The 21,878-nt window shown below is 71.2% G+C and carries 20 protein-coding genes; 12 read left to right on the forward strand and 8 right to left on the reverse strand.

Going from position 1 to position 21,878, the window contains the following annotated elements:
* Positions 1-22: 22 nt before the first annotated feature.
* Positions 23-1,780, reverse strand: coding sequence for an ABC transporter substrate-binding protein (locus tag ACIBF7_RS01995; protein WP_397196146.1), 1,758 nt, complete (start codon positions 1,778-1,780; stop codon positions 23-25).
* Positions 1,781-2,126: 346 nt separating this feature from the next.
* Here ACIBF7_RS01995 and ACIBF7_RS02000 point away from each other — a divergent pair, with 346 nt between their 5' ends.
* The gene (locus ACIBF7_RS02000; protein ID WP_271277603.1) at positions 2,127-3,158 is read left to right on the forward strand and encodes a LacI family DNA-binding transcriptional regulator; all 1,032 of its coding nucleotides are present in this window, start codon (positions 2,127-2,129) and stop codon (positions 3,156-3,158) included.
* 89 nt (positions 3,159-3,247) lie between these two features.
* Here the strand turns inward: ACIBF7_RS02000 and ACIBF7_RS02005 are convergent, their stop codons facing one another.
* A complete protein-coding gene (locus ACIBF7_RS02005; protein ID WP_397196147.1) occupies positions 3,248-4,099 on the reverse strand; it encodes an SDR family oxidoreductase in 852 nt (283 codons plus the stop codon).
* An 89-nt stretch (positions 4,100-4,188) separates the two neighbouring features.
* Here ACIBF7_RS02005 and ACIBF7_RS02010 point away from each other — a divergent pair, with 89 nt between their 5' ends.
* Positions 4,189-4,548, forward strand: coding sequence for a helix-turn-helix domain-containing protein (locus tag ACIBF7_RS02010; RefSeq protein ID WP_148035518.1), 360 nt, complete (start codon positions 4,189-4,191; stop codon positions 4,546-4,548).
* Between the two features lie 7 nt (positions 4,549-4,555).
* Here the strand turns inward: ACIBF7_RS02010 and ACIBF7_RS02015 are convergent, their stop codons facing one another.
* The 4 genes from ACIBF7_RS02015 to ACIBF7_RS02030 all read right to left on the reverse strand — a co-directional run bounded on the left by ACIBF7_RS02015 (position 4,556) and on the right by ACIBF7_RS02030 (position 8,230).
* Positions 4,556-5,095 (reverse strand): DinB family protein, encoded by a 540-nt coding sequence (locus ACIBF7_RS02015; RefSeq protein WP_397196148.1) that lies wholly within the window; start codon positions 5,093-5,095, stop codon positions 4,556-4,558.
* Positions 5,096-5,106: 11 nt separating this feature from the next.
* Positions 5,107-6,807, reverse strand: coding sequence for an alpha/beta fold hydrolase (locus tag ACIBF7_RS02020; RefSeq protein WP_397196149.1), 1,701 nt, complete (start codon positions 6,805-6,807; stop codon positions 5,107-5,109).
* A 67-nt stretch (positions 6,808-6,874) separates the two neighbouring features.
* The gene (locus ACIBF7_RS02025; RefSeq protein WP_397196150.1) at positions 6,875-7,435 is read right to left on the reverse strand and encodes a TetR/AcrR family transcriptional regulator; all 561 of its coding nucleotides are present in this window, start codon (positions 7,433-7,435) and stop codon (positions 6,875-6,877) included.
* 51 nt (positions 7,436-7,486) lie between these two features.
* A complete protein-coding gene (locus ACIBF7_RS02030; RefSeq protein ID WP_397196151.1) occupies positions 7,487-8,230 on the reverse strand; it encodes a helix-turn-helix domain-containing protein in 744 nt (247 codons plus the stop codon).
* A 245-nt stretch (positions 8,231-8,475) separates the two neighbouring features.
* Between ACIBF7_RS02030 and ACIBF7_RS02035 the strand changes: the two genes are divergently transcribed.
* A complete protein-coding gene (locus ACIBF7_RS02035; RefSeq protein WP_333485721.1) occupies positions 8,476-9,705 on the forward strand; it encodes a serine hydrolase domain-containing protein in 1,230 nt (409 codons plus the stop codon).
* Positions 9,706-9,733: 28 nt separating this feature from the next.
* Complete coding sequence (locus tag ACIBF7_RS02040; protein WP_148035523.1) at positions 9,734-10,135, forward strand: hypothetical protein; 402 nt, start codon at positions 9,734-9,736, stop codon at positions 10,133-10,135.
* Here the strand turns inward: ACIBF7_RS02040 and ACIBF7_RS02045 are convergent.
* Entirely contained in the window at positions 10,110-11,072 is a 963-nt protein-coding gene (locus ACIBF7_RS02045; protein ID WP_397196152.1) for a DMT family transporter, read from the reverse strand. The genes ACIBF7_RS02040 and ACIBF7_RS02045 overlap by 26 nt on opposite strands.
* A 93-nt stretch (positions 11,073-11,165) precedes the next feature.
* On the opposite strand from ACIBF7_RS02045, the gene ACIBF7_RS02050 reads away from it, so the two are divergent.
* The 7 genes from ACIBF7_RS02050 to ACIBF7_RS02080 all read left to right on the forward strand — a co-directional run bounded on the left by ACIBF7_RS02050 (position 11,166) and on the right by ACIBF7_RS02080 (position 18,170).
* On the forward strand, positions 11,166-12,017 hold the full coding sequence (locus ACIBF7_RS02050) for a LysR family transcriptional regulator (protein ID WP_271280298.1): 852 nt from the start codon (positions 11,166-11,168) through the stop codon (positions 12,015-12,017).
* 167 nt (positions 12,018-12,184) lie between these two features.
* Positions 12,185-13,186, forward strand: a complete 1,002-nt coding sequence (locus tag ACIBF7_RS02055) for a LacI family DNA-binding transcriptional regulator (RefSeq protein WP_148035526.1) — start codon at positions 12,185-12,187, stop codon at positions 13,184-13,186.
* A gap of 17 nt (positions 13,187-13,203) precedes the next feature.
* Entirely contained in the window at positions 13,204-14,469 is a 1,266-nt protein-coding gene (locus tag ACIBF7_RS02060) for an ABC transporter substrate-binding protein (RefSeq protein ID WP_397196153.1), read from the forward strand.
* Positions 14,466-15,347, forward strand: a complete 882-nt coding sequence (locus ACIBF7_RS02065) for a carbohydrate ABC transporter permease (protein ID WP_219542813.1) — start codon at positions 14,466-14,468, stop codon at positions 15,345-15,347. The genes ACIBF7_RS02060 and ACIBF7_RS02065 overlap by 4 nt, the downstream gene beginning before the upstream one ends.
* Positions 15,347-16,153 (forward strand): carbohydrate ABC transporter permease, encoded by an 807-nt coding sequence (locus ACIBF7_RS02070; RefSeq protein ID WP_397196154.1) that lies wholly within the window; start codon positions 15,347-15,349, stop codon positions 16,151-16,153. Before ACIBF7_RS02065 ends, ACIBF7_RS02070 begins: the two co-directional genes overlap by 1 nt.
* Before the next feature lie 10 nt (positions 16,154-16,163).
* Positions 16,164-17,534, forward strand: coding sequence for a sulfatase-like hydrolase/transferase (locus ACIBF7_RS02075; protein ID WP_397196155.1), 1,371 nt, complete (start codon positions 16,164-16,166; stop codon positions 17,532-17,534).
* 39 nt (positions 17,535-17,573) lie between these two features.
* Positions 17,574-18,170, forward strand: a complete 597-nt coding sequence (locus ACIBF7_RS02080; protein WP_148035529.1) for an AAA family ATPase — start codon at positions 17,574-17,576, stop codon at positions 18,168-18,170.
* On the opposite strand, the gene ACIBF7_RS02085 is transcribed toward ACIBF7_RS02080, so the two are convergent.
* Positions 18,157-20,121 (reverse strand): family 10 glycosylhydrolase, encoded by a 1,965-nt coding sequence (locus ACIBF7_RS02085; RefSeq protein ID WP_397196156.1) that lies wholly within the window; start codon positions 20,119-20,121, stop codon positions 18,157-18,159. The two genes, ACIBF7_RS02080 and ACIBF7_RS02085, sit on opposite strands and share 14 nt — an antisense overlap.
* Before the next feature lie 187 nt (positions 20,122-20,308).
* Between ACIBF7_RS02085 and ACIBF7_RS02090 the strand changes: the two genes are divergently transcribed.
* Positions 20,309-21,823, forward strand: a complete 1,515-nt coding sequence (locus tag ACIBF7_RS02090) for an N-acetylmuramoyl-L-alanine amidase (RefSeq protein WP_148035531.1) — start codon at positions 20,309-20,311, stop codon at positions 21,821-21,823.
* Positions 21,824-21,878 lie beyond the last annotated feature (55 nt).

Below are 21,878 nucleotides of genomic sequence, written 5' to 3' on the forward strand. Positions count from 1 at the left end.
GAGGGGGCGCCGTTGTGTCAGGTCAGCCGGCCGCCGGCTGGAGCTGCGTCAGCGTCTCGAAGCCGCCGAGCTCCATCCAGTTGCGCCACATCGTGGGCGCGTGCTTGGGGGCGCCTTCCGCCGCGGAGGGCCAGTTCTTCCAGGTGGCGTTGCTGGCCTGGGCCCACATGCCGTTGTACCAGAGCGGGATGATCGGCATGTCGTCCATGTGGATCTTCTGGATCTTGGAGATGACCTCCTTCATCCCCTCGACGTCGTCCGTCTTGACCTTGTCGAGCTGCTGGACCAGCTCCCAGGCCTCCTTGTTCTCGTAGCGCCCGAAGTTGGTGGTGTTCTGCACCTTCCGGATCGGGAGCTGGAACATGTAGTCGTAGTAGGTCCACGGGCTGCTGGACAGCTGGCGCTCGTTGTTGATGACCAGGTCGAAGTTGCCCTTGCCGCGCTTCTCCACCAGGGCGTTGAAGTCGGGGAACTCGGGGGTGATCTCGATGCCGGCCGCCTTGCCGCTGCTGGAGATGACCCGGGCCGCCTCCATCCAGTCGGTCCAGCCGGTGGGCACCTCGATGGTCAGGCTGATCTTGGAGCCGTCCTTGTTCTCCACCAGCCCGTCGCCGTCGCGGTCGCGGTATCCGGCGTCGGCCAGCATCTTCTTGGCCTCGTCGGTGTTGAACGTGAAGCCGTCGGAGCTCACCACGGCCTGGTCGACGAACTGGTCCCACTGCGGCAGCAGGCCGGTCGGGCTGGCCGCCTTGACCAGGTTGCCGTAGACGCCCTCGACGATCTTCTTGACGTCGACCGAGGTGGCCAGCGCCTTCCGGAAGGCGGGGTCGTCCATCGGCTTCTTGGTGGTGTTGGGCACCAGCCAGGCGGTGTTGGCGGACAGCATGTACGGCGGCTCGTCGTAGTACGAGGTGATGCCGAAGTTGCCGTTGATCAGGTTCGCCACGCCGGGCATGAAGTTGTTGCTGAGGTCCAGGCCCTTCTGCAGCAGCATGCCCATGGCGACCTCGTTGCTCGGGTTGGCCACGTCCACGATGTACTTGGGCTTGGGCTCCATGCCGAGCGCGGTCTTGCCCCACCAGTCGTCACGCTTGACCCAGACCACGCGGTCCTGGTCGTGGCTCTGGTACTTGTAGGCGCCGCTGCCCACCGGGTTCTCGTTGACGCCGTTGAGCACGTCCTCCTCGGAGCGGCCGGTCCACACGTGCTCGGGGACGATGACGCGGCTGTAGAGGTTGAAGTCCCACTCCTGGTAGTTGGCCTCGGAGAAGGAGAAGCGGACCGTCTGGTCGTCGACCGCCTCCACGTTCTCCAGCCAGTCCCACATGTTGTGGAACGGGACGGTCTCCATCTTGCCGAGGCCGTAGGAGAAGGCGACGTCCTTGGCGGTCAGCGGCTTGCCGTCGGCCCAGGTGACGCCCTGGCGGATCTTGGCCTCGTACGTCTTGTCGTCCGTCCAGCTGCCGCTCTCGGCGATCCAGGGGACGAGTTTGCCCGCGTTCGGGTCGTAGTGGAAGAGCGTCTCGTACACCAGGCCCTTGGTCCCGGTGGCGGAGTCCCACTCGCGGATCGGGTTGAAGTTGGCCGGCGGGCCCCACTGGGTGCCGGTCGTGTACAGCGTCTCGTTGCGGGGCAGCGCGCCGGCGTTGCCCTGGGCGGGCGGGCTGCCCGCCTGGGAGGTCGCGGGTGTCGGTGCGGCGGTGCCGCCGCCACCGGTACAGGCGGCTGCGGCCAGGCCCGCCGCGAGGAGCGGTATGAGAATCCGCGCCCGGGTCTGCATCTGTGCTCTCCTTCCCCCGCCTCGTCGGCGGAGGTCGACCGTCTGTCCAACCCCCGAACGTTGGGCGGCCCGGGACATACGCCGCCGCACGGCCGTCCGCTGCTGCCTTGTGGGAGCGCTCCCGAAATGTCGCGGACGGCTTGTCGCTGAACCGGATAAGTACCGCGACGGTAAAATCGGCGCGACGATCGCGTCAAGGGTCGTAACGAGTTTGAGATGCAGCTTTCGGAGGACCGGTTAAGCCGAGGGAGCGCTCCCAAGGACGGTTTCGCAGGTGCGCGCCCCTCTCGCCGGTAGTAAGGTGCGTTCACGTACCTGACTAACCGGTTCACATCCAGGGGGCTCGGTGAAGCGACCAACGATCGCCGACATCGCGCGCAGGGCGGGGGTCTCCAAAGTGGCCGTCTCCTACGCGCTCAACGACCGCCCCGGCGTGTCGCCCGCGAAGCGCGCGGCGATCAAGGCCATCGCCGAGGAGATCGGCTGGCGGCCCAACAGCGCCGCCCGCGCGCTCAACGGCGCGCAGGCCCGCTCCGTCGGGCTCACCCTGTGCCGCCCCGCCCGCATCCTCGGCGTCGAGCCGTTCTTCATGGAGCTGATCAGCGGCATCGAGACCGAGCTGTCCGCCCGCTCCTACGCCCTCATGCTCCAGGTCGTCACCGCCCCCGAGCAGGAGACCGAGGTCTACCGGCGCTGGTGGGGCGAGGGCCGCGTCGACGGCGCCATCCTCGTCGACCTGCGCTTCTCCGACCCCCGCGTCACGGCGCTGCACGAGCTCGGCATGCCCGCCGTCGTCCTCGGCGACCCGTCCGAAGCCGGCGCGCTCACCCCCGTCTGGGCCGACGACGCCGCCGCCGTCCGCGAGACCGTCGAGTATCTCCACGCCCTCGGCCACAGGCGCGTCGCCCGCGTCGCCGGGCTGCCCGACCTCGTCCACACCGTCCTGCGCGACCAGGCGTTCACCGCCGCCTGCCGGGAGCTCGGGCTGGAGTGGCACACGATCATGCACACCGACTACACCGGCGAGGAGGGCGCCCACGCCACCCGCCGGCTGATGAGCGCCGCCACCCGCCCGACGGCCATCATGTACGACAACGACATCATGGCGGTCGCGGGCATGTCGGCGGCCGACGAGCTGCGGCTCCGGGTGCCGGCCGACCTGTCGATCGTGGCATGGGACGACTCGCCGCTCTCCCAGATCGTCCGGCCCGCCCTCAGCGCGCTCACCCGCGACATCCCGGCCTACGGCGCGCACGCGGCGCGGGCGCTGCTGTCACTGATCGAAGGGCAGGAGGTCGAGGCCATCCGCGACCAGGCCCCCCGCCTCGTCCCCCGCGGCAGCACCGCCCCTCCCCCGGCCGCACAGCGGCCTGGCTAGCCCTGCCGACCACGAGGCCGCCGAAGCGGAACAAGCTCAGCCATCGAGCTGACCAAGGGGTCTCAGCTTGGGCACATCGAGAGCTCGGGTCAGTCCTTGAGCGCGCTCGTGATGGCCTCGGCGAGTGGGGTCGGGGGCCGGCCGGTGAGCTGCCGCAGGTCGTCGGAGGTACGGGTGAGCAGGCCGCGCTCGATCGCCCGGTCGATGTCGGCCACCAGGTCCGCCACCGGCTCGGGCAGCCCGGCGCCGAGCAGGAGGCCCCGGTGTTCCTCGGTGGTCAGCGGCCGGTACTCGACCGCTCGGCCCGACTGCTTCGACAACTCGGCCGCGAACTCGGCGAAGGACCACGCCGTGTCGCCGCACAGCTCGTACGCCCTGCCCTCGTGACCCTCGCCGGTGAGGACGGCGACGGCCGCGGCGGCGTAGTCGGCCCGCGAGGCGGTGGCGATCCGCCCGTCGCCGGCGGAGGCGGTGACGGCTCCGCGCTCCAGGGCCTGGGGGATGGTCTCGGTGTAGACCTCGTGGTAGAAGCCGTTGCGCAGGAACGTGTACGGCACCCCGGCGTCGAGGATGGCCTGCTCGGTGGCCTTGTGGTCGGCGGCCAGGACGAAGTCGGCCTCGGGCCCGCCGAGCACGCTGGTGTAGGCGAGCAGCGCCACACCCGCGTCGCGGGCCGCCTCGACGACGTTGCGGTGCTGGGGCTCGCGCCGCCCCGGCTCGCTGCCGGAGACGAACAGCACCCTGTCGCCGGCGCGGAAGGCCTCACGCAACGCCTCGGGCTCGTCGTAGTCGGCGACCCGCACCTCCACACCCCGCTCGGCGAGACGGGCGGCCTTGTCCTTGTCGCGGACCACGGCGGCGACGGGCTCGCCCGCCTTCAGCAACCCGTCCACGACCAGGCCGCCGAGGTGTCCGGTGGCTCCGGTGACGACGAAACTCATGATGCGTGATACCCCTTCTGCCGTTTCCGCCCAGCTTAGGCAGGAAACTCACCCTGGAAGGAGTACACACTTCAAAGTAAGGTACTGACATGAAAGTAAGGGTCACGGAGGAGACGTGCCCGTACCGGCTCGTCCTGGAGCACGTCACCAGCCGCTGGGGCGTCCTCATCCTGCTGGCGTTGGAGAAGCGCACCCACCGCTTCAGCGAGCTGCGCCGCGAGATCGGCAGGGTCAGCGAGAAGATGCTCGCCCAGACCCTCCAGACCCTGGAGCGCGACGGCTTCGTCCGCCGCGACGCCCGTCCGGTCATCCCGCCCCACGTCGACTACTCCCTCACCCCCCTCGGCCGCGAAGCCGCCACCCAGGTCCGCTCCCTCGCCGAATGGACCGAACGCCGCCTCCCGGCCGTCCAGACAGCCCGCGAGGAGTACGACTCCGCGAAGGGCTGATCGTCGCCTACTCGCCCGTGAGGCCGTCGATCGACTCGCGGATGAGGTCGGCGTGGCCGTTGTGGCGGGCGTACTCCTCGATCATGTGGCACAGGATCCAGCGCAGGTTGGGGGTGTCGCCGTTGGGCCAGGTGCGGCGGGCGAGTTGCTCCGGGCCGCCGACGGCCAGCGCCTCCTTGACGGCGGCGCGAGAGCGGGCCACCGCGTCCTGCCAGAGCTCCATGAGCTGCTCCGGCGTGTCCTGGCCGGCCGAGTGCCAGTCCCAGTCGCTGTCGGCCTTCCAGTCGACGGCGTCCCACGGGGCGTGCGCGTCGCGGCCGTGCAGGAACACCGAGAACCAGTAGTCCTCGACGTAGGCCAGGTGTTTGATCATGCCGCCGAGGGTCATCGAGGAGGCGGCGACGGTCACGTTCAGGCCGGCCGCGTCCAGGCCGCCGATCTTCCACTCGAACGTGGCACGCTGGAAGTCGAGGAAGCCCAGGAGGGTGCCGGTCTCGTCGGCGTTGACAGGAGGTTCCGGCCTGCCCTGCTCGTCTATGTTCGTCATGATCGGTGAGTCTAGAGGCCGATTCTGGGCGGTGTGCCCGCGCCGGCGAGCGCGTGGACGAGGTCGTCCGGATGGGTCAGCTGAGGGTAGTGGCCGGCTCCCTCGATCACCGTCACCGGCCGGTCCACGGGCGTGACCAGCGGGTCGGCCGAGCCCACGACGATGTCCACGGGCACCGTCACCCGGGACAGCGTGCTCGCGAGGCCGGCGCGGGCGGCCCGCAGGGCGGCGACGACGCGGCGGGCGTGACCGGGGCGGGCGAGGTTCGCGGCGGCGCTGACGGTGGCGGGGCTCTCGGGGACGCCGAGCGCGCGGGCCAGCCGGGCGGAGGTCATGCGCCGCAGCACGGGGACGGCGAGCGAGGAGCGCCGCGGCCACGGGGCGGGAGCCTGGAGGAACGCCGGGGCGACCAGCACGAGGCGGGCGAGGTCGTCGGGATGGGCCGCCGCGTGACGGACGGCAGGACCGCACGCCAGGGAGTGGGCCACCAGCGTGGGCCTGCTCCCGACCGTACGGAGGAGCTCGGCCAGCCAGTCCTCCAGAGGCCCGTCGGCGGGGGACGACCGGCCGAGACCGGGCAGGTCGGCGGCGAGGACGGGGGCGTCGAGCCGTTCGACCACCTGCGACCACGACGCGGAGTCGAGCGGCAGCCCGTGCAGCAGGACGTGGGACGGGTGCTCGCGCTCCCCGGTCAGCCACGTCGCGCTGCCCGCGACCCGGTGGAACCCGTACGGTCCGCGCGGCGGGGCCGACGTGCCGAAGCCGGTGGCGACGAGGTCGTCGGCCCACCGCTTGAGCGCCGGTCCGACCGGGGGCATGGGACGCCTGGCGACGGCCCGGGCGGAGGCGGTGTCGTAGCGGTCCGCGGACAGGAAGGACAGGGTCTCCGGCTCGGCTCCGGTGATCGTACGGGGGAGGCGCCGCAGCAGCCCGACCGGGATCGTGCGTTCCGGCGCCGGGACTCCGAGGTGTGCGGCGATCAGCTTGACGAGGTCGGGCAGGTGGGGTGTCTCCTCGTCGAGCACCCAGTAGGCGTTGCCCTCGGTCCTCTCGTCCGAGGGGAGGTCGGCGAGGAAGGCGGCGAGATAGCCGAGGTCGACCACGGGCACGAACACCTCGGGGCCTCCCGGGACGGCGGGCAGCCGGCCGCGCCAGAGGTCGGACACCAGCGAGGCGAGGCCGATGAACTGACCGGGGCCGATCACGGTGGCCGGGTTGGCGATGGTCAGCGGGATGCCCCGCTCCCGGGCGCGGGCCCGTACCGCCGTGTCGCCCTCCCGCTTGGACCCCTCGTAGGCGCCCAGCCTGCGGTAGTCGGGGGCGCCGCCACCGCTCACCCGGTATCCGCTGATGTGCACCACCCGGCGCAGGTACGTCAGGGTGGCGGCCCAGTCGAGGACGTTGAGCGCACCGGTGACGTTCACGGCTCGCGCCTCCGTGACGCCCAGGCCGAAGGCGAACCGGGCGGCGGTGTTGTAGACGTCGCGTACGTCTGCCAGGTCGTCCGCCAGACCGAGGCCGGGGCGGGTGATGTCGGCGGTCACGACGCGGAGGCCGTCGAGGGGGACGTCGCGTTCGGCGAGCGCGGAAGCCAGGCGGTCTCCCCCGCCGCGGACGGCGGCGGCGACGCCGTGGCCGCGCCGCAGGAGCTCCTCGACCAGGGCACGGCCGACGAACCCCGCGGCGCCGAAGACGATCGAGTCGGGTCGCATGGCAACTCCTTGCAAATAGATCGGTCTACATATTTTGAGGCATGGGTCGGCCGGTCCCGGCCGTCGTTCACAGCAGGGCGGCGACCTTCCGTGCCGCCCGGTCCAGAGGCTCGCGGCTGCGTCGCGCTCTGGCCAGCAGCAGCGCGCCCTCGATCAGGGCCAGGACGGTCGTGGCGGCGTCGTCAGCGTCGGGGTGCCCGCCGGCGGCGAGCCACTCCCGGAGTATGGCCTCCCACGAGTCGTAGACCTCGGCGCAGACCTGCTGGAGCGCGTCGTTCCCGGCCGCCATCTCCAGGGCGACCGTGGCCACCGGGCAGCCCTTGCGCCAGCCCGACGCCTCCAGCCGGTCGGCCAGCAGGTGGATGACGCCGGTCACCAGGGAGACGGTGTCGGGGGCGGCGTCCGCGAGGTCACGCACGGCCTGCTCGATCTCCCGGCCGGCCCGCCGCAGCGCCTCGGCGACCAGGTGGTCCTTGCCGCCGGGGAAGTGGAAGTAGAGCGATCCCCTGGGCATGCCGCTGGCGGCGATCACCTGGTTGAGCCCGGCGGCGGAGTATCCCCCGGCCTCGATCAGCTCCTGCGTCGCGTCGAGCAGCCGCGCCCGCGTCTGGTCCCCTTTGCGTCCCACACGAGTGAAAATAGACCGGTCTTCATATAAAGCGCAACCGTCCGGCAGTTCTCACCTGCGCACGCCGGGCCCGTCCGCGCGTTCGCCCCGGAGGGCCGGGTTCTGCTGCCACCGCTCGATGACCTGCCGGAAGGCCTCGCTCAGGAGGAGGAGGAGTTCGGCGGAGGTCTCGAAGCGGGCGCCCGCCGGCGTCGTGACCCCGAGGATCTCGGCCCCGCGCCGTGACGCGGCCGCCAGGGCCTCGTTCATCCGCAGAGCCGCGAGGAGGTTCGGGAGCCAGATCTCGTCGTCGACGACATAGCGTTCGCGACGCGCGCCGGGAACCCGCTCGCGCCTCAGCATTCCCTGCTGTTCGAGGAAGGCGATGGCGTGCGAGATCGACGCCGGGCTGACGCGGAGCCGCTGGACCAGGTCGGCGGCGGTGAGCGTGCCGGAGTCCGTGATGTACAGGCAGGCCAGCACCCGGGCCTCCATCCGGGGCAGCCCCTGCTGGACGAGAAGCTCGGTGAAGGACTCCGTGAAGTCGAGCACCGCTCGGGGATCACGCCCGTGGTCGTCGCCGGGGATCGGCGGCGCCGGCGGCCGGGACGGCTTGTGCCGGCGCGCACGATGCCGCGCGGCCTCGTGGGCCCGGTCCGCACGGTAGTCGTCGGGCCCGCCGTTGCGGGCGACCTCCCGCATCACGGTCGAGGCGGGCCGCCCCAGGCGCCGGCCGATCTCCGCGTATCCGAGCCCCTCGGCCAGCCCCTCAGCGATGTGCCGACGGTCCTCGTCAGTGAGTCTGCCTCCGGGCATCGGTGTTCGTCTCCCATCCGCCGGCATGCGCGCGCTCGCTGCACAGTATGCATTCACTCCGAGCCTGTTGCAATGCCCGCTTGATCATTCATTGCGTTCAGCTCCATCCTTATTGCAATGCAAGCATCTAGATCCTGCTTGAACAGGAAAGATGTATGCCTTTTTGTGTTGACTGATTCTTGAATGCAATGTAGCTTTCCAGGTGTTCAAAGATTTCCGAACAGACGGTGAGCGAGGGGATGATGATGGAACACAGCAACGGCGGCTTCTCCGCGGCAGGGCTACGCAGGATGCGCGAGGTGCTGGCCGAGCATGTCGACTCCGGGAAGATCCCCGGGCTCGTCGCCCTGGTCAGCCGTGGCGGCCGGACACATGTCGAGGCGCTCGGGACGATGCACCGCGACGGCGGCGCGCCGATGAGCCGCGACACGATCTTCCGGATGGCCTCCACGTCCAAGCCGGTCACGGTCGCGGGGGCGATGGTGCTGCTGGACGAGTGCCGGCTGCGGCTGGACGACCCCGTGGAGCCATGGCTGCCCGAACTGGCCGACCGGCGGGTGCTGAGGCGGATCGACGGCCCGCTGGACGACACCGTGCCGGCGCGGCGGCCGATCACCGTACGTGACCTGCTGACCTCCACGTTCGGGCTCGGCATGGACATGATGGCGCTCGGCACGCCGATCATGAACGCGGTCTTCGAGCGAGGGCTCACGCCCAACCTGCCGGTGCCGATGCCCGAGCCTGACGAGTGGATGCGCCGTCTGGGCGAGCTTCCGCTGATGCACCAGCCCGGCGAGCACTGGCAGTACCAGATCAGCAACGACCTGCTCGGTGTGCTGGTGGCCCGGGTCACCGGCCGGTCGTTCGAGGATTTCCTGCGCGAGCGCGTCTTCGACCCGCTCGGGATGAACGACACCGGTTTCCACGTGCCCGCCGACCGGCTCGACCGGCTGCCGGCTCTCTACGCCCCCGACCCGCAGACCGGCGAGTTCCTGGTGTGGGACGAGGCCAAGGGAGGGCGGTGGAGCGAGCCGCCGGCGTTCCAGGGAGGCGGCGGCGGGCTGGTGTCCACCGTCGACGACTACCACGCCTACTTCCGGATGCTGCTCAACGGCGGGGTGCACGAAGGGAGGCGGATCCTGTCGCGGCCCGCCGTCGAGCTCATGACCACCAACCGGCTCACGCCCGAGCAGACCGCCGCCCGCACCGCCACGGCCGTCGACAACGTCCACATCTCGCACGGCCAGGGCCAGCACGGCGGCTGGGGCGTGGGGATGGCGGTGCGCACCTACCGCGGCGACTACGCTCCGGTCGGCCAGTTCGGCTGGGACGGCGGCACCGGCACCACGAGCTACGCCGACCCGCACAACCGGCTCGTCGGCATCCTGCTCACCCAGGTCGGGCTGTCCGTCCCGGATCCCGCGCGGCTGATCCACGACTTCTGGACCACGCTCTACCAGGCCATCGACGACTGACACCGACCCCGCGAAGGAGCACACCACCATGTCCATCACCCTCACCGACCAGGACAAGCGCACCCTGCGCACCGCCGCCTACGGCGCCGTCTCGCTGCTGGCCGCCGCCTCCGGCAAGCCCCACAAGGTCGCCACCGGCGGCTCCGTCGCTCTGTACTCCGCGACCGGCCCGGTCGGGCACGCGCTCGCCGAGAAGACCAGAGACATCGACCTGAACGGCAAGTCCGTGGCCGCGCTCGCCGACCATGTGCTGCCGGCCCTGACGGAGGCCATGAGCCTGCTCAAGCGGCAGGATCCGGCGGCGGCCGGCGACTTCCGCGACACCGTCCTCATCGCCGTCGAAGCAGCCGCCCGGGCACAGGAAGGCGAGCCCGGCCCAGTCATGGCGGAGATGGCCCGCAAGATCACCGCAGCCCTCGACGCCGGCTGACGGGATGTCCCGGGGTCCTCTCCGGATCCCGGGACGCGGCGTGCCGGGACCCGGAGAGGACCCCAGGCGCCGCCCGGTCCGTGCGCGAGAGGAAGACCCCGGCGATCACGAGGACCCCGCCCGCGACGACGTTCCAGCCCAGCGGTTCGCCGAGCAGCGTCACGCCGAGCGACGTCGACCACACCGGGGTCACGTACGTCACGGTGGCGGCCACCGTGGACCCGGCCGAGCGGATCACCCGCAGGTTCAGGATGTACGCCAGACCCGTCCCGACAGCGCCGAGCACCACGAGCGCCGCCGCGGCCGGCACGCCCGGCCAGGACGGGCCGCCACCGCCGAGGGGAGCGAAGACGGCCAGCTGGGCGGTCGCGCAGACGATCTGCACGGCCGACAGGGCGGCGGCGGAGCCCTCCCGCGCGGAGTAGAACCTGCGGGTGTAGGCGAAACCGGCCCCGTAGCAGGTCGTCGCCGCCAGGCAGGCGAGGCTCCCGGCCACCGGGGCGCCGTCCACGCCCTGCCAGATCCCGAGGACCACGAGGACCCCCGCGAAGCCGACGAGCAGCCCGAGCAGGCGCCGGGCGGTCGGTCTCTCCTGCGGCACCATGAGGATGACGAACACCAGCGTGGTCAGCGGCGTCGTCGCGTTCCACACCCCGGCGAGCACCGAGCTCACCAGCGTCTCGCCGTACGCGAGGAAGGTGAACGGCACCGCGTTGAGCAGCGCGGCCACCACCAGCGCGTGCCCCCACACGGTGCGGTCGCGGGGGAGGCGCTCGCGCCGGAGCGCGCACACCGCGAGGAGAGCCAGCGCGCCGAAGAAGCACCGCCAGAAAGCGACCCACAGCGGCGGGACCCCCGCCTCGACCGCGATCTTGATCAGCGCGAAGCTCGCCCCCCAGATGACCGACAGCATCACGAACCCCGGCATCCAGCGCATCCGGCCTCCCTCGGTGTGGCTATGGACGGCATCCTGCTCACGCGGGAATCATGAGTCCAACAAGTCGGACCACCGATGCCATGAAGGATGCTCATGACGGTGCACATCGCGCAGCTGAAGGCGTTCGTGGCGGTGCTGGACGAAGGCGGCTTCGGCGCCGCGGCCGACAGCCTCGGGGTGAGCCAGTCGGCCGTCTCCCACTCCGTCGCCGCGCTGGAGCGGACGCTCGGCACTCCGGTGCTGCTCCGCCAGGGCGGGCCGCGGCCCACCGCGTTCGGCGAACGGATCCTCGCGCACGCCCGCGCGGCCGTCGCGGCAGCCGTCGCCATCGAGGACCTCGTCGCGCGGCGGGACGGCGTGCCGAGCGGGGCCATCAGGCTGGCCGCCCCGCCGAGCGTGTGCCAAGGGCTCCTTCCCGGCCTGCTGAACCGCTGGAGGTCCGACTTCCCCAAGGTCGAGATCACCGTGTTCGAGGGCGAGGACGACGAGGTCGCCGACTGGCTCGCGGACTCCACCGTCGAACTCGCCGTGCTGGTCGATCCGCCTCCGGGCGCCGGGGCGGTCGTCGGCGAGGACGCCTTCCACGCCCTGCTCCGCCGGGACCACCCTCTCGCGGGGGAACCGTCCGTCAGCATGGCGGACCTGGCGGACGACGCCTTCCTGCTGTCGTGCGGCGGCTGCGAGCCGCACATCAGGGAGGTCTTCCGGCGGGGAGGCGTGCCCTTCACGCCCACGCACCGGATCCGCGAGATGGGCACGCTGCTCGCCATGGTGCGCTCCGGCGTCGGGGTGACCGTCGTGCCCGGCCTCACCGCCGCGATGATCGACACCCGGCTCGTCCTGGTCCCGCTCGACCAGCGGGTCACCAGGAGACTGGTGCTCACCGGCCCGCCCGGCCGGCCCTGGCATCCCGCCGCGGAGGCGATCGTGGACACCGTGCGCTGACGCCGAGTTCCCGCCGACCTCTTCACAGGGAGCGCGGCGAGTGTTAAACGATTAACTATGAGCGGGATCGTACGGGACCGCGCCTCGTACAGCAGAGGCATCGGGCATCATCGCGCGGTCACCAAAACCCTCTTTACATATAGGGATTACTACGTTATACGTATAACATGCGACCCACCGCCAAGCAGGTAGCCGAGCTGGCCGGGGTGTCGACCGCCACCGTCTCGTACGTCCTCAGCGGGCGGGACCGGCGCGTCGGCGCCGAGACCAGGCAGCGCGTCCTCGACGCCGCCGCCCGGCTCGGCTACACCCCCAACCAGGCCGCCAGGAGCCTGCGCAGGCGCAGGACGCAGCGGGTGTGCCTGGTCCAGGGCTCGTTCGGCGGGGTGCCGACCGACGAGCGGCTGGCCCGCGACCTGCACGAGATGGCCGACGGCCACGGATACTCCGTCGTCACGCTGGCCGTCTACTCCGAGGCCCGCGCCGTGGCCGCGGTCGACGTGCTGCGCGGCGGCATCGCGGACGCGGTGCTCGTCAACAACGTCGGCGACCACCTCACCGAGGAGCTGCTCGCCCAGGTCGTGTCCGCCCGGCTGCCGACCGTCGTGATCGGCAACGGCCCCGTGCCGCCCGGCTGCGACGTCGTACGGGCGCCGGAGACCGAGGTGTCGGCCGAGGCGGTGGAGCACCTGATCGCCCAGGGGCGGCGGCGCGTCGCGTTCCTGGCCCAGCGCTACGAGCTCTACCGCGACCGGCCGATCGGCCGGCTCCTCGGCTACCACACGGCGCTCGACCGCCACGGGATCGAACAGCGGACCGTGGTGTCGGGCGCCGACGACCGGGTGAGCGCCTACCAGGCGGCGACCGGTCTGCTGCGCTCCCCCGACCCTCCCGACGCCGTCTTCGCCGCCAGCGACCGGGCCGCGATCAGCACGATCTGGGCGGTCAGGGACGCCGGGCTGCGCGTGCCCGCCGACGTCGCGGTGGTCGGCGTCGGCAACATCGACGAAGGCCTCATCACCAACCCCCAGCTCAGCACCGTTGGCCCCATCCGGCACGACTACACCGACGTCGTCCGCCTGCTCTTCGACCGGCTCCAGGCCGAGGAGCCACCGCCCGCCCGCGAGATCGTCCGCCCGTGGACGTTCGTGCGGAGGGGCTCCTCCTAGAAGGGAAACCGACGCAGATGTCTCCCCACCTTTCCCGCCGGGACCTGCTCCGCCTCGCCTCCGCCGCCGCGACCGTACCCATCCTGTCCGCGTGCGCGGGCGCCCCGCCCGCGCCGGGCGCCGAGCCCGGCACGTTCACCGTCTACTGGAACGCCGGCCACGACTACCAGGCCTACCGCAAGGTGATCGCCGAGTTCGAGCAGGCCAACAAGGTCACCGTCAACTTCCAGAAGTACCAGTGGCCCGACCTGCGCACCCGGCTGCTGGCCGACTTCGCCTCCGGGGTCGTGCCGGACGTGGTCGAGGAGCCCGGCGGGTGGGTGCAGGAGTTCGCGCTCTCCGGCAACGCCCGCTCGCTCCAGGAGTACGTCGACCGCGACGGCGCCGCCATGGGCTTCCCCGCCGACTGGCAGCCGGTCACGGTCGAGCGCAACTCCTACCAGGGCCAGGTGTACGGGGTGCAGCTCCATCTGACGTGCACCCTGCTCTTCTACAACAAGGGGATGCTCGACGCCGCCGGCGTCCAGCCGCCCACCACCTGGGAGGAGCTGCTGGAGGCGGCCAGGAAGCTCACCAAGGGTGACGTGTACGGCATCGCGCTCAACCAGGACCACACCTACGCCAACCCCTGGCTGCTGCAGGCCGGCGTCCGTCACTACGACCCCGGCACCAAGGAAGTGCTGACGCCGCGTGACAAGGCGGTCGAGGCCATGCGGTTCCAGGCCGACCTGGTGCACAGGCACAAGGTGGCGCCGGTGCCGGTGTCGGGCACCGACTACTCGGGGCCGCAGAAGCTGTTCTCCGCCGGGCGGGCCGCGATGATCATCACAGGCCCCTGGGACCTCGGCCCGATCAAGGAGACCAGCCCCGACATCGAGCTCGGCCTGGCCGCCCCGCTCAAGAAGGACAGGCAGGCCACCAACGCGGCCGGCACCAGCCTGCTCGTGCCGTCCAAGGCCGCCAGGCCCGACCTGTCGTGGGACTTCATCAAGCGCATCACCGCCCTGGAGGTCGAGCGGGCGGCCACCGAGGAGGTCGGCATGCTCATGCCGCGCGTCTCCTGGGCCGAGCTGCCCGAGGTGGGGAACGACCCGCTGATCAAGCCCTTCGCCGATGCGCTCGGCTACGCCCAGGACTCCAGCCAGGAGATCCGGCTGACCGGCCAGTCGGGCAGGTTCGACGAGGAGCTGAAGAAGATGTACCAGTCGGTGGTGATCCAGAACCGGCCGGCGGAGGAGGCGATCGAGGCCCTCGCCGAGACGGCCAAGGGCTTCCTGAAGTGAGCGTGCTCCGCCCGCGCACCCTGTCGGCCAGGTACGCCCGCACCGCTTACCTGTTCCTGCTGCCGGCGATCCTGTTCTTCGCCGCGTTCTTCTACCTGCCGATCGGGAACGTGGTCTCCACGAGCCTGATGACCGGGCCGCAGGCGGACCGGTTCACGGGCCTGGGCAACTACGCCCAGGCCCTGGCCGACCCGTCGGTGCGCCACTCGTTCCTGGTGACGGTCGCGTTCGCGGTGGCGGTGGTGGCGGGGTCGATCGTGCTCGGGCTGGCCCTGGCGCTGGCCCTGGACCGGCCGCTGCGGGGCCGGGTGGCGTTCCGGATGATGCTGCTCGTGCCCTACCTGACGTCAGTGGCGATCGTCGGGCTGCTGTGGCGCAACATCCTCGACCCGGAGCTGGGCGTGCTGAACCGGTCGCTGTCCGCCGTCGGGCTGCCCGAGCAGCAGTGGCTCAACACGCATCCGCTGCTCACCATCGCCGCGATCACGCTCTGGCAGAGCGCGGGCTACACGATGGTGCTGTTCCTGGCCGGGCTGCAGGGCATCCCGGAGACGTTCCACGAGGCGGCGAAGATCGACGGGGCCGACGGCTGGCACCGGTTCTGGCGGATCACGCTGCCGCTGCTGGCGCCGACGACGCTGTTCGTGTCGGTGATGGCGGTGATCTCGGGGCTCCAGGCCTTCGGTCAGGCGTACATCATCACCAACGGCGGGCCGGGCGACGCCACCGACCTGTCGGTGTTCCACATCTTCAACGTGGCCTTCCGCGCCCGCGACTTCGGTTACGCCTCGGCGCAGTCGGTGCTGCTCCTGGTGGTGATCGTCGCCTTCACCCTGATCCAGCTGCGGGCCGGGCGGCGCGGGGAGGTGCAGTACTGATGCGGCGCGCGCTGATCTACCTGATGCTCACCGTCGCCTCGCTGGTGATGGTGCTGCCGCTGCTCTACATGCTCTCGCTGTCGCTGCAGACGGAGGCGGAGACGCTCGCGGCCGAGGCGGTGATCGTGCCGGAGAGCCCGCAGTGGGGCAACTACGCCGAGCTGTTCGAGCGGGCGCCGTTCGGCGACTTCATCGTCAACAGCCTCGTCGTGGCGGGCGCGATCACGCTGGCCCACCTGCTGTTCGACCCGCTGGTCGGCTACGTGTTCGCGAAGTTCCGCTTCCCGCTGCGCAACACGCTGTTCGTGGCGCTGCTGGCGACGCTCATGGTGCCGTTCTTCGTGCGGATGATCCCCTTGTACGTGCTCATGGCGCATCTCGGGTGGATCAACACGTACCAGGGATTGATCACCCCGTTCCTGATGGACGCGTTCGGGATCTTCCTGATGCGGCAGTTCATCCAGCCGATCCCGGACAACCTGATCAGCGCGGCCCGGATCGACGGCGCTTCGGAGTTCGCGATCTACCGGCGGATCATCCTGCCGCAGACCCGGCCGGCGCTGGCCGTGCTGGGGCTGTTCACGTTCGTGTTCCAGTGGAACGAGTTCCTGTGGCCGCTGGTGGCGACCACGACGCCGGAGATGCGGACGATCCCGGTCGGGCTCACGCTGTTCAACCAGGAGTACTTCACGCTCTGGCATCTCACGGCGGCGGGCTCGGTGATCCTGTTCGTCCCCACCGCCGTGCTGTTCATCGTCAGCCAGCGATACTTCGTGCGCGGTATCGCGCTGACCGGCCTTCGTTAGGAGTCATCGAGTGCGCCCGAACGTGATCGTCGTCCTCACCGACCAGCAGCGGTGGGACACCGTCGGCCCGGCCTTCACCCCGAACCTCGACCGCATGGCCAGGTACGGGACGCAGGCCGCGGTGGCGCTGACCCCGCAGCCGGTGTGCGCGCCGGCCCGGTCGGCGCTGCAGACCGGGCGCTACCCGACCACGACGGGGGTCTACCGCAACGGCATCGTGCTGCCGCCGGAGGAGCGGACGCTGGCCCACCACTTCGGCGCGGCCGGTTACGCCACCGGTTACCTCGGCAAGTGGCACCTGGGCAGCCGGGATCCGGTGCCGGCGGACGAGCGCGGCGGCTACCGGAGCTGGCTGGCGTCCAACATCCTGGAGTTCACCTCCGACGCCTACCGGACGATCACCTACGACGACGCGGGCGAGCCGGTGTTCCTGCCGGGCTACCGCTCGGACGCGCTGGTCGACGCGGCGATCCGCTACGTCGCCGACCATAGCCGCGAGCCGTTCTTCCTGTTCCTGTCGTTCATCGAGCCGCACCACCAGAACGAGGTGGACAACTACCCGGCGCCCGACGGGTACGAGGAGCGCTACCAGGGGAGCTGGCTGCCGCCCGACCTGGCCGCGCTGGGCGGCACCGCGCACCGGCACCTGGGCGGCTACCTCGGCCAGATCAAGCGGCTGGACGAGGGGCTGGGCAGGCTGCTGGACGCGCTGCGCAGCATGGAGCTGCTGGACGACACGATCGTGGCCTACACCTCCGACCACGGCAGCCACTTCAAGACCCGCAACGACGAGTACAAGCGGTCCTGCCACGACGCCTCGCTGCGGGTGCCGCTGGCGCTGCGCGGGCCGGGCTTCGACGGCGGCGGCGCGATCGCACGGCCGGTGTCGACGATCGACCTGCCGCCCACGCTCCTGGAGGCGGCCGGGCTGCCGGTGCCGGAGGAGATGCAGGGCCGCTCGTTCCTGCCGCTGCTGCGCGACGCCCGCGCCGACTGGCCGGAGGAGGTGTTCTTCCAGGTGAGCGAGTCGGAGGTGGGCCGCGGCATCCGCACGGAACGGTGGAAGTACTACGTGGTGGCCGAGGACGCCGACGGCTGGCACGACCGGGCCGCGCCCCGCTACCGGGAGCAGGCCCTGTACGACCTGGCCAGCGACCCGCACGAGCTGGTGAACCTGGCCGGGCTGCGCTCCCACGTCAAGGAGGCGGCCGGGCTGCGGGAGCGGCTGGCGCGCAGGATGGCAGCCGCGGGCGAGACCGAGCCGGTGATCGAGCCGGCCGTGGAGCGCGAGGCGGAGGAGAGGGTGCTGGCCGACCCGGTCGTGCGGCTCGGCGGGCTCGAACCCGTCAGGTTCGGTCACCAGCGCCCGGGTGGTTCGTAGCCCTATACTCCTCCCGTCCTATTGGGAGGATGTGCGCCTTTGACCGCCCCGGTTCCCTCCGCCAGGAAGGCGGCCGAGCCGCTGTGCTACCCCGCGGGCTCCCTGGTGATCATCACCGGGCTGCCGGGGGCGGGCAAGTCGACGCTGCTGGGCCGCCTCTACCCCCTGACCGGAGCCGAGAGTTCCCCGGTCAGGGCGGGTGGCGCGACGGTCGTCGACTCGATGCAGTCCCGGCTGCGCTGGGCTGCCGCGCTCGCCTGGGCGCCGAAGCCGGTGCGCACGGCCGTGGTGTTCGTCACGCACATCCGGCGCATCCGGGCCGCGCTCGGGCGGGGCGAGTCGGTGGTCGCGCACAACCGGGGCTGCGGCCCGCTGGTGCTGCGCGGCTTCGCCCGGCTGGCCCGCCGCGCCGGCGCGGGCTTCCATCTGGTGATCCTGGACGTGCCCGCCGGCGCGGCGATGGCGGGCCAGCGCGCCAGGGGCCGGGTCGTCCCCTGGCGCACGTTCGCCCGTCACCGGCGCCACTGCGCGGCGCTGCTCGCCCGCGTCCGGGCCGGCGACCCGGCCCCGGCGGCCACGGCCCGGGTGCTGGACCGGGAGACCGCCGCGCGGCTGGCGGGCATCAGATTCGAGTGATGCGCACCGCGTCGGCGATCACGTAACCGGCCGTCGTCGTCCAGCGGCTCACGCCGACCACGTTGTACGTGCCCGCGTTCAGGGAGAAGGTGCCGATGCTCCGCCAGGCGCCGCCGCCGGTGCGCTGGTCGACGGTGACGGTCTGGTTGCCGCCCGAGGCCGCGACGATGTGCGGGGTCGCGCTGTTGTACCCGGCGTTGCCCGGATACCAGACCTCGACGCGGTACGTGCCCGCGCTCGGGATGCTCGCCCGGAACCAGGCCGGGTCGCTGGCGGCCACCGGGTCGGCGAAGCGGTAGTCGGCGCCGTGGCGCTCGGCGGAGAACGCGGAGGAGCCCCAGTTGGCGCCGGCGGTGAAGGCGGCGTCGGCGTTGTCCACGGTGACGGAGAACCCGCCGCCCGAGGCGGTCACCGCGCGGCCCGCGCTGGGCGCGCTCTCCTGGTGGGTGCGGCCGAGCGCGGTCACGTAGTAGGTGTAGGCGGTCCCCGCGGCGGCCGTGGTGTCGGTGAACGTCCTGGACCGGGTGGTGCCGAGCAGGTTGCGGGCGTCGGCGAACGCGCACGGGTCGGCGGCCGAGGGGGTGCCGTTCACCCGGTAGACGGCGTAGGCGGTGCCGCCGCCGTTCCAGGCGAGGGACACGCCGGTCGAGCCGCGGGTGGCGGAGGTGATGGCGGGCGCGGCGGGGGCGGCGGCCGTGCCGCGGGGGTGCGGCAGCGACGGTTTCGCGTAGTGGGCGGCGGCGAGGATGGAGAAGGAGTTGATCCGGTTGGCCCTGACGTCCTTGGCGCTGAAGAAGATGTCGCCGGCCACCTCGGGGTGCTGCCGGTTGAGGTGCAGGTGGTCGCTGAGTTCGTCCGGGTCCTGCCAGTCGGCGCCGTGGCTGCTCACCCCGGCCCGGTAGGAGGCCTGGCCGGCCAGGAGCCGCACGCCGGTGTTCCTGACCACGTCCGCCCACCAGGCGATCAGCACCCGGTAGTCGGCGACGGAGTAGCCGATGTGCCAGTAGAGCTGCGGCGCGATGTAGTCGACCCAGCCCTGCTTCACCCATCGGCGGGTGTCGGCGTAGATGGCGTCGTACGACTGCAGGCCGGAGGTGGCCGAGCCGAGCGGGTCGGTGCCGGAGTTGCGCCAGATGCCGAACGGGCTGATGCCGAAGGCCACGTGCGGCTTGGCCGCGTGGATGCGCTGGTCGAGCTCGCGTACCAGCAGGTTGACGTTCTCCCGCCGCCAGTCGTGCACGCTGGCGAAGCCACCGCCGTACTGGGCGTACGCGGCCGAGTCCGGGATGGTCTGGCCGCTGGCCGGATACGGGTAGAAGTAGTCGTCGAGGTGGACGCCGTCGATGTCGTACCTGGTGACCGCTTCCATGATCACGTCTTCGATGAAGCCGCGCACCTGCGGCAGGCCCGGGTTGTAGTAGAGCTTGCCGTCGTAGGCGAAGCGCCAGGAGGGGTTGCGGCGGGCCGGGTGCGAGGAGACCAGCTGGTTCGGGTCGGCGTGGTTGGCCACCCGGTACGGGTTGAACCAGGCGTGCAGCTCCAGGTTGCGGTTGTGCGCCTCGGTGACCATGAACGCGAGCGGGTCGTAGCCGGGGTTGCCGCCCTGGGCGCCGGTCAGCCACTGCGACCACGGTTCGAGCGAGGACGGCCAGAACGTGTCGGCGGTGGGCCTGACCTGCACGACCACGGCGTTCATGCGCCGCTGGACGGCCAGGTCCAGCCAGGCGCGGAACTCCGCCTGCTGGGCGGAGACGCTCAGGCCGGTCCGGCTGGGCCAGTCGATGTTGGCGACGCTGGAGATCCACATCGCCCGGAGCTGGCGCTTGGGGGTGGCCGGATCGGTCGCGCAGGCGGCGTGGGCGGTCACGGCGGCGGCGGGGGCGGCCGGGACGACGAGGGTGCCGAGCGCGGCAGTGAGTGCTACCAGGACGAGGCGCAGGAGCGTGGTCACGAAGATTAGTTTCAGCGCATCGTCATCAGGGTGCAATAGTTTTCACAGCTTTCGCGGGGGCCCAACTTTGCCGGGCCGCCGACGCGCGGGCGGAAAGTTTCCTTTAATACCTGAGTAATGTCAATTATCGACATCTGTCATGAAAGTCCCTTACTGTGCGTGCGGTACCCCCCAGAGTGGAGTTCTCATGACACTGGTACGCACCCGATTAGTAGCCCTCGTCGCCGCCGCCCTCTCCACCCTCCTGGTCCTCGCCGTCCAGCCGGCCCTCGCGGAGCGCGGCACCCCGCTGTCGGACGCCTTCGCCAAGGCCGCCGCCGCCCACGACGTCCCCCGCGACCTGCTCGTCGCCCTCGGCTACGCGGAGACCCACCTCGACGGCCACGCAGGCGAGCCCAGCGCCAGCGGCGGCTACGGGCTCATGCACCTCGTCGACAACCCCACCAACAAGACCCTCGCCGAAGCCGCCGCCCTCACCGGGCAGCCGGCCGCCACGCTGAAGAAGGACGACGCCGCCAACATCCTCGGCGCCGCCGCCGTGCTGCGCTCGTACGCCGACAAGCTCGGCCTCGACGAGGCCGCCAGGAAGGACGCCGGCCGCTGGTACAAGGCGGTCGCCGAGTACGGCCACGCCTCCTCGCCCGAGACGGCCCGGCTGTACGCCGACGCCGTCTACGAGATGCTCGGCCTCGGCCTCCAGGCCCGCGGCGTGACCGTCGAGCCGCAGGAGGTCACCGCCGACCGCGGCGACCTGGCCAAGGCCCGCGACCTCAACGCGCAGGCCGCGGTCGCCAGCCCCGACTACCCGCCGGCCGCCTGGGTCGCCGCCTCCTCCAGCAACTACCGGGTGTCCAACCGCGAGACCAGCTACAACATCGACCGCATCGTCATCCACGTCACCCAGGGCTCCTACGCGGGCACGATCTCCTGGTTCCAGAACCCGGCCGCCCAGGTCTCGGCGCACTACGTGGTCAAGTCGTCCAACGGCGCCATCACCCAGATGGTGCGTGACAAGGACGTCGGCTGGCACGCCGGGAACTCCACCTACAACAACCGTTCCATCGGCATCGAGCACGAGGGCTGGGTCAACGACGCGTCCTGGTTCACCGACGCGATGTACCGCTCCTCGGCCGCGCTGACCCGCCACCTGGCCGACAAGTACGGCGTGCCGAAGAACCGCACCGGCATCATCGGCCACAACGAGGTGCCCGGCGCGACCCACACCGACCCGGGTCCGCACTGGAACTGGACCACGTACATGAACTACGTGAACGGAGGCACCACCAACCCGCCGACCTGGACCACCACGGTCGACAACGCCAGCTCCCAGTTCACCGCCAGCACCAACTGGGGCACCTCGGCGTACTCCAGCCAGCGGCACGGCGCCGACTACCGGTTCGCAGACCCGGTGGCCGCCAGCGACCCGGCCTGGTACTCGGCGGCCATCCCCAGCGCCGGCACGTACCGGATCGAGGTCTGGTATCCCAGTGATCCCGGATACAACAGCTCGGCCCCGTACATCGTGGCGGCGGCAGGCGGCAACCAGACCGTCTACGTCGACCAGCGCTCCGGTGGCGGAGCCTGGCGGAGCATCGGCACCTTCCAGCTCAACGCCGGCACGCAGAACGTCGTGGGCGTCAGCCGGTGGACCGGCGGCACCGGCTACGTGATCGCCGACGCCGTGCGCATCTCCCGCATCTAGATCTCACCCGCGCCTGACGGGAAGCGCCGCGCCGGTGCTCCCCGTCAGGCCCTCC

This window comes from Nonomuraea sp. NPDC050478, assembly GCF_044458265.1.
GTDB classification, from domain to species: Bacteria; Actinomycetota; Actinomycetes; order Streptosporangiales; family Streptosporangiaceae; genus Nonomuraea; species Nonomuraea ferruginea.

What these genes read in the sequence shown, in the direction of transcription:
- ACIBF7_RS01995 (WP_397196146.1), bottom strand. Translation starts at nt 1,780, where the DNA reads ATGCAGACCCGGGCGCGGATTCTCATACCGCTCCTCGCGGCGGGCCTG.
- ACIBF7_RS02005 (WP_397196147.1), bottom strand. Translation starts at nt 4,099, where the DNA reads ATGAGTTTCGTCGTCACCGGAGCCACCGGACACCTCGGCGGCCTGGTC.
- ACIBF7_RS02010 (WP_148035518.1), top strand. Translation starts at nt 4,189, where the DNA reads ATGAAAGTAAGGGTCACGGAGGAGACGTGCCCGTACCGGCTCGTCCTG.
- ACIBF7_RS02015 (WP_397196148.1), bottom strand. Translation starts at nt 5,095, where the DNA reads ATGACGAACATAGACGAGCAGGGCAGGCCGGAACCTCCTGTCAACGCC.
- ACIBF7_RS02020 (WP_397196149.1), bottom strand. Translation starts at nt 6,807, where the DNA reads ATGCGACCCGACTCGATCGTCTTCGGCGCCGCGGGGTTCGTCGGCCGT.
- ACIBF7_RS02030 (WP_397196151.1), bottom strand. Translation starts at nt 8,230, where the DNA reads ATGCCCGGAGGCAGACTCACTGACGAGGACCGTCGGCACATCGCTGAG.
- ACIBF7_RS02035 (WP_333485721.1), top strand. Translation starts at nt 8,476, where the DNA reads ATGGAACACAGCAACGGCGGCTTCTCCGCGGCAGGGCTACGCAGGATG.
- ACIBF7_RS02040 (WP_148035523.1), top strand. Translation starts at nt 9,734, where the DNA reads ATGTCCATCACCCTCACCGACCAGGACAAGCGCACCCTGCGCACCGCC.
- ACIBF7_RS02045 (WP_397196152.1), bottom strand. Translation starts at nt 11,072, where the DNA reads ATGCGCTGGATGCCGGGGTTCGTGATGCTGTCGGTCATCTGGGGGGCG.
- ACIBF7_RS02050 (WP_271280298.1), top strand. Translation starts at nt 11,166, where the DNA reads ATGACGGTGCACATCGCGCAGCTGAAGGCGTTCGTGGCGGTGCTGGAC.
- ACIBF7_RS02055 (WP_148035526.1), top strand. Translation starts at nt 12,185, where the DNA reads ATGCGACCCACCGCCAAGCAGGTAGCCGAGCTGGCCGGGGTGTCGACC.
- ACIBF7_RS02060 (WP_397196153.1), top strand. Translation starts at nt 13,204, where the DNA reads ATGTCTCCCCACCTTTCCCGCCGGGACCTGCTCCGCCTCGCCTCCGCC.
- ACIBF7_RS02070 (WP_397196154.1), top strand. Translation starts at nt 15,347, where the DNA reads ATGCGGCGCGCGCTGATCTACCTGATGCTCACCGTCGCCTCGCTGGTG.
- ACIBF7_RS02090 (WP_148035531.1), top strand. Translation starts at nt 20,309, where the DNA reads ATGACACTGGTACGCACCCGATTAGTAGCCCTCGTCGCCGCCGCCCTC.